The organism is Methylocystis sp. Sn-Cys (assembly GCF_016745395.1).
Classification (GTDB): Bacteria; Pseudomonadota; Alphaproteobacteria; order Rhizobiales; family Beijerinckiaceae; genus Methylocystis; species Methylocystis iwaonis.
Window position 1 is genome coordinate 54647 of sequence record NZ_JAERVJ010000008.1, and the last position, 13859, is coordinate 68505.

The 13859-nt window shown below is 62.5% G+C and carries 15 protein-coding genes; 7 read left to right on the forward strand and 8 right to left on the reverse strand.

Features of this window, described 5'->3' with window-relative positions; translation table 11 throughout:
- Positions 1 to 48: 48 nt before the first annotated feature.
- From JJT62_RS15105 to JJT62_RS15120, 4 genes are all read right to left on the reverse strand, one after another.
- On the reverse strand, positions 49 to 627 hold the full coding sequence (locus JJT62_RS15105) for a GNAT family N-acetyltransferase (RefSeq protein WP_202073610.1): 579 nt from the start codon (positions 625 to 627) through the stop codon (positions 49 to 51).
- A gap of 43 nt (positions 628 to 670) precedes the next feature.
- Positions 671 to 1270: a LysE family translocator gene (locus tag JJT62_RS15110; protein ID WP_202073611.1), complete on the reverse strand. Its 600-nt coding sequence runs from the start codon at positions 1268 to 1270 to the stop codon at positions 671 to 673.
- Between the two features lie 245 nt (positions 1271 to 1515).
- Positions 1516 to 2238, reverse strand: a complete 723-nt coding sequence (locus JJT62_RS15115; RefSeq protein WP_246744928.1) for a class I SAM-dependent methyltransferase — start codon at positions 2236 to 2238, stop codon at positions 1516 to 1518.
- A gap of 411 nt (positions 2239 to 2649) precedes the next feature.
- Complete coding sequence (locus JJT62_RS15120) at positions 2650 to 3303, reverse strand: response regulator transcription factor (RefSeq protein WP_246744929.1); 654 nt, start codon at positions 3301 to 3303, stop codon at positions 2650 to 2652.
- Positions 3304 to 3471: 168 nt separating this feature from the next.
- Here JJT62_RS15120 and JJT62_RS15125 point away from each other — a divergent pair, with 168 nt between their 5' ends.
- Positions 3472 to 3822, forward strand: a complete 351-nt coding sequence (locus JJT62_RS15125; protein ID WP_202073613.1) for a hypothetical protein — start codon at positions 3472 to 3474, stop codon at positions 3820 to 3822.
- 145 nt (positions 3823 to 3967) lie between these two features.
- Here the strand turns inward: JJT62_RS15125 and JJT62_RS15130 are convergent, their stop codons facing one another.
- Complete coding sequence (locus JJT62_RS15130) at positions 3968 to 4336, reverse strand: hypothetical protein (protein ID WP_202073614.1); 369 nt, start codon at positions 4334 to 4336, stop codon at positions 3968 to 3970.
- Between the two features lie 241 nt (positions 4337 to 4577).
- Between JJT62_RS15130 and hemN the strand changes: the two genes are divergently transcribed.
- The 5 genes from hemN (at position 4578) to JJT62_RS15155 (ending at position 10196) form a co-directional block, all read left to right on the forward strand.
- Positions 4578 to 5924, forward strand: a complete 1347-nt coding sequence (hemN, locus tag JJT62_RS15135; protein WP_202073615.1) for an oxygen-independent coproporphyrinogen III oxidase — start codon at positions 4578 to 4580, stop codon at positions 5922 to 5924.
- Between the two features lie 44 nt (positions 5925 to 5968).
- The gene (locus tag JJT62_RS15140) at positions 5969 to 6358 is read left to right on the forward strand and encodes a hypothetical protein (protein WP_202073616.1); all 390 of its coding nucleotides are present in this window, start codon (positions 5969 to 5971) and stop codon (positions 6356 to 6358) included.
- Positions 6359 to 6646: 288 nt separating this feature from the next.
- Complete coding sequence (locus JJT62_RS15145) at positions 6647 to 7744, forward strand: ATP-dependent RecD-like DNA helicase (RefSeq protein ID WP_202073617.1); 1098 nt, start codon at positions 6647 to 6649, stop codon at positions 7742 to 7744.
- Between the two features lie 268 nt (positions 7745 to 8012).
- Entirely contained in the window at positions 8013 to 9896 is a 1884-nt protein-coding gene (locus tag JJT62_RS15150) for a patatin-like phospholipase family protein (protein WP_202073618.1), read from the forward strand.
- Between the two features lie 9 nt (positions 9897 to 9905).
- The gene (locus JJT62_RS15155; protein ID WP_202073619.1) at positions 9906 to 10196 is read left to right on the forward strand and encodes a hypothetical protein; all 291 of its coding nucleotides are present in this window, start codon (positions 9906 to 9908) and stop codon (positions 10194 to 10196) included.
- A gap of 259 nt (positions 10197 to 10455) precedes the next feature.
- Here the strand turns inward: JJT62_RS15155 and JJT62_RS15160 are convergent, their stop codons facing one another.
- Positions 10456 to 11712 carry a hypothetical protein gene (locus JJT62_RS15160; protein ID WP_202073620.1) on the reverse strand — a complete coding sequence of 419 codons (1257 nt, stop codon included), beginning with the start codon at positions 11710 to 11712 and terminating at the stop codon, positions 10456 to 10458.
- A 131-nt stretch (positions 11713 to 11843) separates the two neighbouring features.
- Between JJT62_RS15160 and JJT62_RS15165 the strand changes: the two genes are divergently transcribed.
- Complete coding sequence (locus tag JJT62_RS15165; protein WP_202073621.1) at positions 11844 to 12455, forward strand: hypothetical protein; 612 nt, start codon at positions 11844 to 11846, stop codon at positions 12453 to 12455.
- A gap of 24 nt (positions 12456 to 12479) precedes the next feature.
- Here JJT62_RS15165 and JJT62_RS15170 read toward each other — a convergent pair whose 3' ends face one another.
- Entirely contained in the window at positions 12480 to 12977 is a 498-nt protein-coding gene (locus tag JJT62_RS15170; RefSeq protein WP_202073622.1) for a hypothetical protein, read from the reverse strand.
- Positions 12978 to 13167: 190 nt separating this feature from the next.
- Positions 13168 to 13686 (reverse strand): HNH endonuclease, encoded by a 519-nt coding sequence (locus JJT62_RS15175; protein WP_202073742.1) that lies wholly within the window; start codon positions 13684 to 13686, stop codon positions 13168 to 13170.
- Positions 13687 to 13859 lie beyond the last annotated feature (173 nt).

The window sequence follows — 13859 nt, forward strand, 5'->3', positions numbered from 1 at the left end:
GACGGTTAAAATCCGGGATTGCCGCGAACTGAAACGGATATCGGATCTTCAAGCCAGGGAGTGAGGCCGCTGAATCTCGAAAAAGTGGCAAAGCTCGTAACGCTCACGGGCGGGTGCGTAGACCATGCCCTCCCCAGTTGGCTTCATTCCACAAGCTCTCAGAACGGCAATCGACGCTGCATTTCCCGGTTGAACCGCCGCCTCGATCACGTCGAGGTCGAGCAGGTCGAAACCGGTCGCCAATGCTACCGGGGCAAGCTCCCTCATGTAACCCTTGCCATGGTGCTTCTCGCCGAGCCAATAACCAAGAGAACCGCGCCGGCGGTTGTCTTCGTCGCGGAGGAGCATAACCCACCCGGTCAGCTCGCCGCTGGCTTTTTCGATCACGGCGAAAGGTAGTGCATCGCCCCGGTGCGCCCGTTCACAGGCGGCGTCGATACACGCGACAGCCATTTCATAGGTAAAAGGGACGGGCCAATAAGCCACCCGTCGGCTGACGTCCGGCGTCATCATCGTGGCGGTCGCTGCCGCATCTTCGGCGTCGACACAGCGTAGGAGGAGTCGGGTCGTCTCCAATGGTTGAAATGGGTCGCTTTCCATACTTTGACAGATACCACAGATCGACATCGCAGGCGCTGATCCTGCGCGCGTAGGCAGTCTGCCGCTTCGATTACCACGCCGCTTTCGCAGCGAGCGTCAGCAAGAAAATGCCCGCAATGATATTGAAAGCGGCCATCACATCGCTGCTTCTCGCGGTTTTCGCGGCCGTCGCGAAAGCCGCACCGCAAAGCGTCAGGAATAGCGCCATAATCGAGACGTGGATCGAAGCGGCGAGGAAATAGGAACTCAAATTCACGCCCGCAAAAAGAGGGACAACCGTCAAATAAAGAAGGAGCGGCTTTACGTTTAGCAGATTGGCGGTGATAGCGCTCGTCATCTTTACAGAGTCGAGGCGGGTCACTTCAACGCGCGTCACTCTAGACAGCCCCTCTCCGATCATGCGGAGCGCCAACCACACCAGATAGATTGTTCCGCCGATTTTGAGGGTCCACATCGCAGCTGATGATCGGGCCAAGAGATTCGAGACGCTCAAACCTGCCAATGTCGCGTGAATGTAGATGCCGGTCGCCGTCCCCGCTATTACTGGCGCTACACCGCGAATGCCAGAGCGCGCCGCGTTGCTCATGGCCATCGCAAAGCTGGCTCCGGGGGACAAAGCGATTGGTAAAATCGCAGCCATGAAACCGGTTATATCCATTTTGATTTGCATATTACCGTTGCGATAGCGCCTGTATCGCCCGCTCTGTCCGGGTGCGCAAATGCAAGCGCGCCGCAAGATAGTGGCTTTATGAGGCCGAGGGAAAGCACGATCCAAGGGAGCTTCCGATGCGCCTGAATGTCAGAAAACCGAACTGTATCGGAGCGCTACCCAATTAAAATCACTAGATCACGTAAGATTGGCAAGCTCCTGCACGGTAAGTCGCCGCGCTCGTGCATCCGATCCCCCACAGGACCCTAAGGGGAGTTTTGCGGAAGCCGCCATTCCATGACGAGAAACCAAGGAGCGCGGCGATATCTTGCCTCCCGTTCAGGGTCGTCTCCCGACTGCGGCTGCGGTTCATCGAAGAAAGTCAGCGTAAGGCCCTGCGCAAGCAGTTCTTTCATATACGAGGCCAATGGTCGATGCCAGTTTTTGACGCGAATGCCTGACCACTCGACCCACTCGGGGAACTCCTCCAGGTAGCGATCGACCGGGTAATAAAGACACTTTCCGTCCTGATCTGTTATCCAGCCGCTCGAACACGACGTGATGAAGCTATTTAAGTTTGCGATGAGGAGAGTCCCGCCGGGCTTTAGCACACGCGTCATTTCCGCCAGCGCCGCGCGGAAGTCATCTATGTCGAGTAGCGTCAAATAACTGACGACGAGGTCGAAGCTTTCGGCGGCGAATGGCAGGCTCTCCGCTCCGCCGATGCGGTAATCGCCATCAGGGTCGCGCTGATGCGCATGAGAAATCAATTCTTCGGTGGGGTCGATTCCCACGGCAGGGACGCCTTTTGATTTGAGCGCGCGGCAAAAGCGTCCTTCGCCGCAGCCCACGTCGAGTGCGCGCTCGAAACGCTTTCCGGATATCCGCTCCATGATCACAGGATCGAGCACATGCTCGCGTCCAAAATCGCCGCGTTCACCTTGCGCCGCGATCCATGCGCTCGCCGATTCTTCCCAGCCGTTGCTCATAAGGCGCTCCATCAGACGAATTTATGATTTAAAACTGTAAGGATAAGCAAAACCGCGAATGGCGCAGCCGGGCGACGATGTTTGCCACTGGCCCATCGCGCATCTTCTCTAGCATTCCCGCTCAGCGTAACGCATGCATACATTCATGTCGCCGCCCTCGTCATGGCCGGGCTTGTCCCGGCCACCCACGCCGCGCAACGGCGGCTAACGCTGGGCATAGGGCGATCATGGAACATTTGCGTCGGCGTAGCAGGACTGCGGAGCATCGCAAAGCCCGCGCTGAACTTCATCCCTAGCGATAACGCGTCCTGTTGGTCTGTGCCCGCCGGCGTGGGTGGCCGGGACAAGCCCGGCCATGACGGTCCCCGAAATGTGTGATTCCCTTAGACCCGCTTAGCGAGATATCAGCAGCTACCGCTCCGACAGCGCCCGTATCGCCAGCTCCGTGCGGCTTCGCAAATGCAGCTTGGCGAGAATGGTCGAGACGTGATTCTTCACCGTGCCTTCCGCGAGGCCCATTTCGCGCGCGATTTCGCGATTGCCCTTGCCGGCGGCGACGTGGTTGAGGACGTCCTTCTCGCGTTCGGTGAGCGGCTCCTCGTCTTCGAACGATAATTTGCTCGGCGTTCTGACGCGGCGAAACTCTGAGAGGATTTTTGTCGCGACGCTGGGCGACAGACGCGGTTCGCCGCGCGCCGCCGCGCGGATGGCGGAGAGGATTTCGGCCTCTTCGGCGTCCTTCAGCAGATAGCCTTGCGCGCCGGCCGAAACCGCCTCGAAGACAAGCTCGTCGGCGTCGAAGGTCGTGAGCATGATGACGCGGATCGACGGCGATTTCGCCAAAATGGCGCGCGTCGCGGCGATGCCGTCCATGCGCGGCATTTTGAGGTCCATCAGGACGACGTCGGGCGCATAGGCGAGGGCGGCGCTGACCGCCTGCGCGCCGTCCGCCGCCGTGGCGACGACCGCAATATCCTCCTCGAGCGCCAAGAGCGCCGCCAGCGCCTTGCGGATCACGCTCTGATCCTCGGCGATCATCAGGCGTATCTGCTTTCCGGCGGTCAATCGGCCTCTCCCCGCCTACCACGAGTTTGGCAATATAATAAGCGCAACCAGGGCTATGCGCAAAAAGCTGACTGGAAGCTGAACGGCGCGGACACTTTCGGTTCAGGCGCACGGCGCGATAGTCGCTTCATGAGGCCGAGGGAAAGCCTCGATTCAAGGGAGCCTCCGATGCGCCTGAATGTCAGAAAGACAATCGCTCTCACTGTTTTGGCCGGATTGCTCGGCGCGGGCGCCGCCTCGCCCGCCGCAGCCGATGGCTGGGGCTGGAATGGCGGCTACGGCTGGGGGCATCATGGCGGCTGGCGACATCATCATGGCGGTTGGAACAATGGCGGCGCGGCAGCCGCCGCGGCGATCGGCGGTCTGGCGCTCGGCGTCGCCGCCGGCGCGATGAGTCAGCCCCAATATGGGACCGGCTACGGCGGCTATTATGGCGGCGACTGTTACCCCGTCGATCGCCCGGTCATGGACGGCTGGGGCAATGTTGTTGGCTACCGCAGGGCCCAGGTCTGCGATTAGCGCTCTCTTAATCTCCTCCGACCCGTCCTCCCCGGGTTTTGTTGTGTCCCGCGTGCTTTCCGAGTTTCCGCCGCCCACCCCCGCACCCCTCTCGCGCGGCGGCGGACAAAGAGCCTCCCGGAGCGATCCGGGAGGCTTCCTTTTTTCAGATTGGCTTGAAGGCGAGCGAGGATTTGCCTTCGGCAGGATCGCGTCGCCAGATGCTGGCGCTGTCGCGTTCGAAATGGGCCTTGTGGCCCTTGCGCGCGACGAGCACGAGGCGGCCACGATCGATCGACCATCGCACCGGGTCGAAAACCACAATGCCGTTGTCGCGGCAGGCGGGGGCCAGTTGCGCTCTGCCGCCGCCCATCAAGGTCAGCATGCAGCCGGTGTCCTTATCGTCACGCAGAATGCCGTAGCGGCCTGCCGTGTCGCCGGCGGCGACGGCGTTGGCGAGCGGCAAAGCGGCGAACAGGGCCGCGGCCAAGCCGAGGCGCCGCAGCTTATCCGCGCGCGGGGAAGAGGTCGACATCGACGCATGCTCCAGAGTGGGTGAATCGCGTGCAGTCTGCCCTTTTCACGCGCCCGGGCCAAGGCGTCTGCAGCCGTTTTCGCAGCAATTCGGCTGAGCAATCATGCGCCAACGCACGTCCTGCTCAGATTCCGCCAACTTAGATGAGGCGCGGTAATCTGTAGCAGGCGGGGGCTTTTGCGCAGCGCGGTCGATCGGGATAAAATTACGAGAATTTCGTCCCCCAGGAGTTCCACGCCTCATGGACCCGGCCGCACTCGCGCTCGCCGAACGCTCCGCGCCTCGCTACACGAGCTATCCGACCGCGCCGCATTTCGTAAAAGAGATCGGCGACGTCGAGATGCGCGACTGGCTTGGCGCTCTCGATCCGCACGCGACGCTGTCGCTTTATTTCCATGTGCCGTTTTGCCGGGAAATCTGCGCCTATTGCGGTTGCCACACCAAGGCGGTTCGGCAGGAGGCGCCGCTCACCGCCTATAAGGAAACGCTGCTGCGCGAAGTCGAGATGACCGCGCGCGCGACAAAGGCGCGTAGCGTGGCGAGCATCCATTGGGGCGGCGGCACGCCGGGCATTTTGGGGCCCGCGCGCTTCGGAGAAATCGTCGAGCGCCTGCGCGACCTCTTCGACGTCACCCACGAGACGGAACATGCGATCGAGCTCGACCCGCGTCTCCTCGAGCCGGATATGGCGGAGGCGCTGGGGCGGGCGGGCGTCAACCGCGTTTCCTTTGGCGTGCAGGATCTCAACGCCCATGTTCAGGAAGCGGCGGGCCGGGTGCAGCCCTTCGAGATCGTGGAGCGCGCCGTCGCCATGATGCGCGGCGTCGGCGTCAGCGCGATCAATCTCGACCTGATGTATGGCCTGCCGCTGCAGAGCGTCGCCGACGTCGAGCGCACGGCTTCCATGGCGGCCTCGCTCGATCCGCAGCGGCTTGCGGTTTTCGGCTATGCGCATGTGCCCTGGTTCAAGGCGAATCAGAAACTCATCGACGCCGCCGCGCTGCCCGGCGCCGCCGAGCGCCTCGCCCAGGCCGCGGCGGTGCGCCGGGCGTTGGAGCGCGCCGGCTATGAGGCGATCGGCCTCGATCACTTCGCGCGGCCGAGCGATCCGCTGGCCGTGGCGGCGCGGCAGGGGCGCATGCGCCGCAACTTCCAGGGCTATACGATCGACAGCGCAGCCGCTCTGCTGCCCTTCGGCGTTTCCTCGATCGGCCGTCTGCCGCAGGGCTTCGTCGGCAACGCCACCGATCTTGCCGGCTGGCGGCGCGCCGTGGAGGCGGATCGATTTGCGGTCACGCGCGGCCTTGCCTTTTCCGTCGAGGATTTGGCGCGCAGCGAGATCATCGAGCGGCTGATGTGCGACTTTACCGTCGATTTCGGCGCCGTCGCGTTGGAGCATGGCTTTGCGGTCGACGCTTTCGATCAGGCGCGCCTCTCCTTGAGCGGGCTGCAGCGCGATGGCGTGGTGGCGCTGCGCGACCGGCGCGTGAGCGTCACCGAGCGTGGACGGCCGTTCGTGCGCCTTGCCGCCGCAGCCTTCGACGCCTATCTGGAGGCCGGCGCGGCGCGTCATTCCGCGGCCGTTTAATCGCCGAAAAGCAGAGCCGGGCAGGGGGCTGTCTGGAGAGGCGCATGACGCCGCTGACGGCCTTCTTCGCCAAGTTCATCGGCGCTTATGCGCTGTTTGCGGCCGCATGGCTCTACTTCCGCCGCGAAGCCGCAGTGGGGCTGATCGAGCGCATCTCGCACGATCCCGTCTTCGAATCGATGATCGGCGTGCTCCGCCTCGTCTTCGGCCTGGCTGTCATCTCGTCCCATAACCGCTGGGATGGATGGCTGGAGGCGTTGGTCTCGGCGCTTGGCTGGATCGGCCTCTTCAGTGGGCTCGCGACGATGTTCCTGCCCACAGGCTTTTTGCGCAGATCGGTGGACTGGATGCAGTTCAAGGAGAAGCTCCCCGTTTACGCGCTTGTTTCGGCGCTTCTCGGAGCCGTGTTGCTCCTCGGCGGCCTTGCTGCGTGATGCGCACGCCAGGCTCCAGGTTACGCACCAGCGTCATGCCCGCGCTTGTCGCGGGCATCCACGCCAAGACATTGCGACACGCGGGGAGGAGAAGCGGCGTTGTTCAGCTTATGCTCTCAGCTTTTCTGCGTCGGCGCGGCGTGGATGGCCGCGACAAGCGCGGCCATGACGCGGGAACACGTTTGCTCGTTAACCCGAATTCGGAGCCCTGATGCGTGCGCGGAGCGGCTTGTGAGTGGGAGCCGTCTCCGGCATCGTGCGCGTTCCCGATTCTAGCCGTAAGAACCCATGCCCGTCTGGACGCCCGAACAGGAGAATGCGCTGAACAGCGTCGCGAAATGGCTTGCGACGCCGCGCGGCCCGCAGGTGTTTCGCCTGTTCGGCTATGCGGGCACGGGCAAATCGACGCTCGCGCTTCACCTTGCCGAACATGTCGACGGCGACGTCGCCTTCGCCGCCTTCACCGGCAAGGCCGCGCTGGTCATGCGCTCCAAGGGCTGCAAGGACGCCCGCACGATTCACAGCCTCATCTATCGCGCGACCGATTCTGAAACCGAGGAGCCGTCCTTCGTTTTGAATGACGAGAGCGACGCAGCGCGCGCGAAGCTCATCGTCATCGACGAATGCTCGATGGTCGACGAGGAGCTGGGGCGCGATTTGCTGTCCTTCGGCAAGAAGGTGCTGGTTCTCGGCGATCCGGCGCAATTGCCGCCGGTGAAGGGCGGGGGCTTTTTCACCGAGGCAGAGCCCGATGTGATGCTGACGGAAGTGCATCGCCAAGCCTCCGACAATCCCATCATCCGCCTGTCGATGACGATTCGCGAAGGCGGCACGCTGACGCGCGGCGTCTATGGCGAGACGCGCGTCGTCTCGCGCGAAGGGCTCGATCCCGCGCTCGTCACCGGCGCCGATCAGGTGCTGGTGGGCATGAACAAGACACGGCGAGCCTATAACGGGCGGCTGCGCGAATTGCGCGGCTTCACCGGGCAGTTTCCGCAATCGGGCGAAAAGCTCGTCTGCCTGCGCAACAACCGCAAGAAGGGCCTGCTCAATGGCGCGCTGTTCACGGTGAAAAGCGCGGGCGCGTTGCGGCGCGGCAAGATACGGATGCTCGTCATGCCGGAGGAGGGCGAGACGGGCAAATTCCAGCGCGTCGCTGTTATTCCGCAGTTCTTCGACGGCGGCGAGGGCGAAATTCCTTACGCGATGCGCAAGGATTCGGACGAGTTCGATTTCGGCTATGCGCTGACCGTGCACAAGTCGCAGGGCTCGCAATGGGACAATGTGACCCTCTTCGACGAGTCTTTCGCCTTCCGCGAACATCGCGCCCGCTGGCTTTATACGGGCGTCACGCGCGCCGCGCACAGGCTGACTCTGGTGATGTGAAGCAGGAAGCCAGAGCGCCGGTATGTCATTCCAACGCTCGCGCAGCGAGCGATCGGGAATCCAGAGCAAAGCTGGCTATTTTTGCTCTGGGATTCCCGGTCGGGCCTTCGGCCCGTTGGGAATGACAAGCGCCAATGCGAGCTATTCAAACGGCAATGGTATAACGCCCGCGCCTTCGCTTTCGGCGCGATAAGAAAGGCAGACCCGTTGTCAAAACGCGCGGGCGAGCGTTAATCTTCCGTCTCATATTTCAGTGATGGAGGTTTTTATGACTACTGCGCGGATTCTAGCCATTGTCCCGAGTGTCGGCGCCTATATCCCAACCGTATGGAGCCTTGCGCCCGGCCAGAAGCTGGGACTCGCCTTGTCCGGCGGCGGTTTCCGCGCCTCGCTCTTCCATATCGGCGTGCTGGCGCGATTGGCCGAGCTCGACCTGCTGCGGCGCGTCGATGTGCTCTCCACCGTTTCGGGCGGCTCGATCATCGGCGCATTCTATTATCTCAAGCTCAAGAAGCTGCTGGAGGAAAGGCCGCTCGACCCGAATGGCGAACCCATTTTGCCGTCGTCGCAGGACTATGTGGACCTCGTCGGCGAGGTCGAAAGCGAATTTTTGGCGGCGGTTCAGACCAATGTCAGAATAAAGGCGCTGCTCGACCCCGTCGCCAACGCCAGGATGATTTTCTCGGATGATTATTCGAGAAGCGACCGCATCGCAGAAGTATATGAACAGTGCTTTTACAGCAGATTCGCGAAGAACCCTGGCGAGAAAATTCCACTGTCGGATTTGCTGATCACGCCAGCCTGGATGCAGCCCGGCTTCAATGTGCGGGAGTATAATTCGACATCGGATTTCAAGATTCCCATCCTCAACCTCAACGCGACGTCGCTGAATACCGGCGGCCGGTGGGTTTTCACCGCGACGGATCTGGGCGAGGTCCCCTCGGCAAATCCGATCGGCACGATCAAGCCCTTGCCAAGGATCAGTTATTCGGATCCCAGTTTGACGCCGGAGCAGCAAAAGAAGCTGGCGCAGATCGGCCTTTCCGAGGCTGTCGCCGCTTCGGCCTGCGTGCCGGCGATATTTACGCCGCTCGCAATCCACGATCTCTATCCGAAGGGAGCGAATGGCGAAGAGATTGTGGTCGAGCTGGTCGACGGCGGCGTTTACGACAATCAGGGCGTCGAGGCGCTGCTTTCTGAAAAATGCGACCTGATCATTTGCAGCGACGCCTCCGGGCAGTTGGACGGGAACCGTACGCCGGACATTCAACTACTGCCCGTCGCCACGCGCTCGAACGACATATTGGCGACGCGCGTGCGCGCCGAGTGCTACGACAATCTCCGCAATTGCCCCGGCGATGGGAGCTTCGTCTTTTTCCACCTGCGCGACGACTTCCCCGGAAATGCGGCCTATCCGTCGCTGCCCGGGCCGGTCGACCAGTGCAACGGTCTCAACGATGGGCATATCTACGCCCTTTCCAATATCAGAACCGATCTCGACGCCTTTTCGGACATCGAAGCCTATACGCTGATGTACGACGGCTACTGTCTCGCCGACTATTTTCTCCAGCATAACCAAGGTAACGCGGGGCTCGGCGCGCCGTCGCCCGGCGGCGCGCCTCGGCAACCGTGGCGTTTCCTGGCCATCCGGGGGATGGTCAAGACCGACAAGCAAAAGCTGCTTTCGCATCTGCTGATAGGGAAATACTTGTTCTTCAAACCCTTCTACGCCGATCCCGCGCGGACTTGGGGCGTCACGCTCCTTCTGGTTGCGCCCGTCCTTTTCTTCTTGTGGGCGCGCGTCGATCTCGTTGCCGAGCTCTACAAACTATTCGTCGAAAATATATTGTACTACCTATTGCCAGCGGCGCTTATCGGCGCCGCGGGCTACGCCATCGTCAAGGCTTTGGACAATGCGCCAAAATTGCTGAAACTGTTCGATTTCATTCGGAAATACCGGCGCGCCGACAACCCCTTGCTCACCGCCCTGTTTTACGCGCCCGGACTTTTCGGCGCGGCAGTGGCGTATTTGAACCTTTCTATCTACAACAAGATCTTCCTTCAGGCCGGGCGATTGCCGCCGTCGGACGGCGAGGCGGCGCCGGAGCCCGACCGCCGTCCGGCGCAAGTGGAGGCGGCCGTCCAAGAATAGAGGAGAACCATGGCCGAGCGCGCGATCGAAATGCGCCGTCTTTCCGACGGCGCCGTCTATCGCTTTCTCCCGGCGCCAGCAGCCGAGGACGGGCTGCCGCGCTTCAAGCGCGCCGACAAGGACATCTGGATTCTACGCGACCCGGATTTTGGCTGGATCGTTTGGGACGCAGAAGAGCAGGCGTTGATGGGGCGGCCCTGGGACATCGCGATAAATCGCCAGGGCGCGACGGCGCCGGAATGCGACTGGGTAAGCCGGAAGGGCGCGAATTCCTTCGTGTATCGGCTCGTCTTCGTCTGATGCGAACCCGCTTGAACTGCGGTTTTTTGCTATTCGCGGCGGGCTGAAAGCCCGACTGGGAACCCCGGAGCCATAAGAGCGCTGGTTTTGCTCAGAGCCCGTCATTGCGAGCGAAGCGAAGCAATCCAGGGCAGCGATGCGGCATTGGATTGCTTCCTCGGCTCCGCCTCCTCGCAATGACGGCGGTAATTCCGATCGTTCGCTTTGCGAGCGTCGGGAATGACAGGCAACCGAACGGGCGAGATTTCGTCTAAGACGCCTACTTCGTCCAGGAGTCGATCGCATCGGCGAAGATGCGGTCTCCCGAAGGGCCCTTTTCCATATTGATCGTCGCCGGCCGCCCGTCGGTGAACTGCAACGGCAGGTCGATCACAGCGAAGGAACGCAGGAGCTGGATGTTGCGTGCTTCATGGTCGCCGCGCATCAGGCCGATGAGGAAGTTGTTCTCGGTAATGGGCACCGGAATGCCGAAGACCTTTTCGCCGGCCTGCGCATCGGCGCGGCGCATCTGAATCGGGCCGATCGCCTTCACGCCGCCGAGCGGGCTCCCCGGCGCCGGCTTGAAAGAGACGTTGATCGTGTGGGAGGCCGAAAGCGCCGAGTCGTTGTTCTTTTGAATCAGCAGCGTCAGCTTCATCTTGCCGTCGGGAATATCCACATCGCCGCGGATCGCCGAACTCACCGGCTCTCCGGGGCCGCCGCCGACATTCTCCAAACGCCAGACCACCGTGGCGTTATAAATCCGGTCGACCTTATCGGGCGCCTGCAAGGTCGCGACCCACAATTCCGCCTTCTGCGCCACCGGCACAACGACCGTGCGCTTTCCAGATGACGGCGCCGGGGCGGATGCGCCGCCATCGACGCGACCGCCGAATTTACCGGCCTCCGCCGCGTCGGAAGGCGATGTTTCGGCCGGCTGCAGCTTCGCGAGATCTTCCGGCCGTTCGCGGAGATACCATGCGAGGCCGCCGACGACGGCGATCAGCGCGACCAGCACGCCTGCGAGCGCCCATATGCGCTGCGTCGGACGTTGCGCACGGGGCGGCAGAGGCAGCGGCGCGGCGGGACGCTGCGCTTCGCGCGGCGGGGCTTCCGTCTCGGCGGCGGGGAGCGCGTCGGACCAAGCCTCTTCGGCGCTGCGCTCGGCCGGCGGCGGCTCCGGCGGCGCTGCGGGCTTCGACGGTTCGGCGGCGCGCTGGCGCGTCGGCGCGGGCTGCGGCTTCGGCGGTTCCGGCTTCGCGGGGGCGGCGGTGGTCGGCGCTGGTTTCGTAGCGGATGGCTTCGCCGGCGCTGGCGGCGCATTCTTGGCGGCGATTTCCTGTTCGAGGCGCGCAACGGCTTCTTCGAGCGCGCGGCCCTCGGCGGAAATGTCCGCTTCCGCAACCGGCGGCTGAATGCTTCTCAATTGATTGAACAACGCCTTGCGCGCCCGATCATAGACAGCCTGTCGCGCGTCGGGCGTCTGCTGGGGTAGGGCGGCAATGGCGCGGGAGATCAACGAATAGTAATCAGCCATGGGCGGTTAAGAGCACTTCCTGCCGGGGGCGTCAATCCTGACCCCTTGCAAATGCGAGAAAAACAAGGGATTCCAGCGTGCTTGTCGGCGATCGCGACGCGGCCGGCCGAGCCTGATCGGAAGAGGAAGATATGTCATCGCTCATCTCATTGGCGCGTCTCTTTGGCGTCGCCTTCGTCGTCGCATTTTTCGCGCCGGTTTGCGCAAACGCGATCAGCATGGACAAGGCCTCGACCATTCGCGACCAGTGCGAAATCTCGATAGGCCCTGACCTTATCGGCGTCGTCTCCTATATGCCCGATCGTTCGCGTGATCGCTTCTGCGGCGATTTCCCCTCGACGGGCCGAATCATTCTCACAATCGACCTCATCGCCGAGCGCCTGCGCCAATTGCCGATCGAGGTGCGCATCGTGCGCGAGAAAAACGGACCGATTTCCCTGGAGGAAGATCCGACGCCTTTCACCGTGGCTTATCTTCCGCCGCGTCTTTATCCGGGCGGCGCCGTGCCGATGGAGCATGTGTTCGACGAGAGCGGCGCTTACGCCGCCTTGATCACCGTGACGGAAAGTTCCGGAGCGAAGCGCACGACGCGTTTCGCCATCAACGTGGGCGGCCCGCTGCAGTTCTATGCGACGGCGATGCTGTCGGCAGTGTTTATCTTTGGCGCAGCTTTTCTCTATTGGCGCTACACGGAAGAAAAGAAGCAACGCGATCGCGCTTCGCGCGCTTTCCGCCCGACCTGAATCGGTCAAAGTGAGGAGCTCGCTCTAAAGTCCGCGCCCGTCGCTTGCCGTCTGCGGCGCCGCCGCCTTGCGGGCGGGCACGGCGATCAGCCAATAGATCGCGCCGGTCAGCGCGCCGGTGAGGAAGAACAAAAGCGCGAGCCGCGCCTCCGCCTCGCTGACCTTATGGGCGCGCTCCAGCCCTTTCGACGCGCGCGCAATCCAGGGCGAGGCGCCCGCGAGGACGCCGCTGACGCCCGCATACCAGACGATGGAGCGCGCGCCGGCCGCTTCGCCGACAAGAGCCGCCACGGCGAGCGGCGCGGCGCAGACCGCGACGATGGCGGCCCATATCACAAAGCCCAGCGTCGCGACGGCCTCCTCCGGCTCGATCGCTTCGTCCAGGATCGCGAAAATCCCCGCGAGGACGGAGGAGAGGCCTGCATCCCGCGTCACGGGATCGAAGAAAGCCGAAACGAAGAGAAAGACCGCGCCGACGCCAACAGCGATGACGAAGCCGAAAACAATGACGATCAAGCGCATAGCAACTCTCTGGCGCCGGCCTTATACGAGATCCGCTTGATTGGGCCGGTGTCATTCCCGACGCTAGCTTGAGCGAGCGATCGGGAATCCAGAGCCAAACCAGCGATATTTTGGCTCTGGATTCCCGGTCGGGCTTTCAGCCCGCCGGGAATGACATTCCCCAACGCGAGCTGTTCAAACGGAAATAGCCTTACGGCTCGAGCACCGAATCCCAGTAGAGATAATCCATCCAACTGTCATGGAGATAGTTAGGCGGAAAGCGGCGGCCGTTGCGATGCAGGTCGACGACCGACGGCTGATAGGGCGTCTGCGCCGGCGTCATATGCGCGTCGAGCGGCAGCCGGTCGCCCTTGCGCAGATTGCAGGGCGAGCAGGCGGCGACGACATTCTCCCAAGTGGTCGCGCCGCCCTTGGAGCGCGGGATCACATGGTCGAATGTCAATTCGTCATGCGCCCCGCAATATTGGCAGGTGAAGCGGTCGCGCAGGAAGACGTTGAACCGCGTGAAGGCCGGCTGACGGGCCGGCCGCACATATTCCTTGAGCGAGACCACAGAGGGCAGGCGCATCTCGAAGCTCGGGCTTTTGACCGTCTTGTCATATTCCGAGACGATATTGACCCGATCGAGGACGACGGCCTTGATGGCGTCCTGCCAGCCCCATAGCGAAAGCGGATAGTAGCTCAGCGGGCGATAGTCCGCGTTGAGCACCAGCGCGGGACAAGCTTGCGGCGAGACATATTGGTGTCTGAAGTGAGCGGTCACCTTGCCAGCCTCTCGGTTTCGAGAAGGGCCCGAAGGACCGCGCCAAGGTCCACACCGGCCTTTTGCGACTCTCTATATGTTACAGGGAGGATGACGCGCTTGTGAAGGCGCCTTGTGCA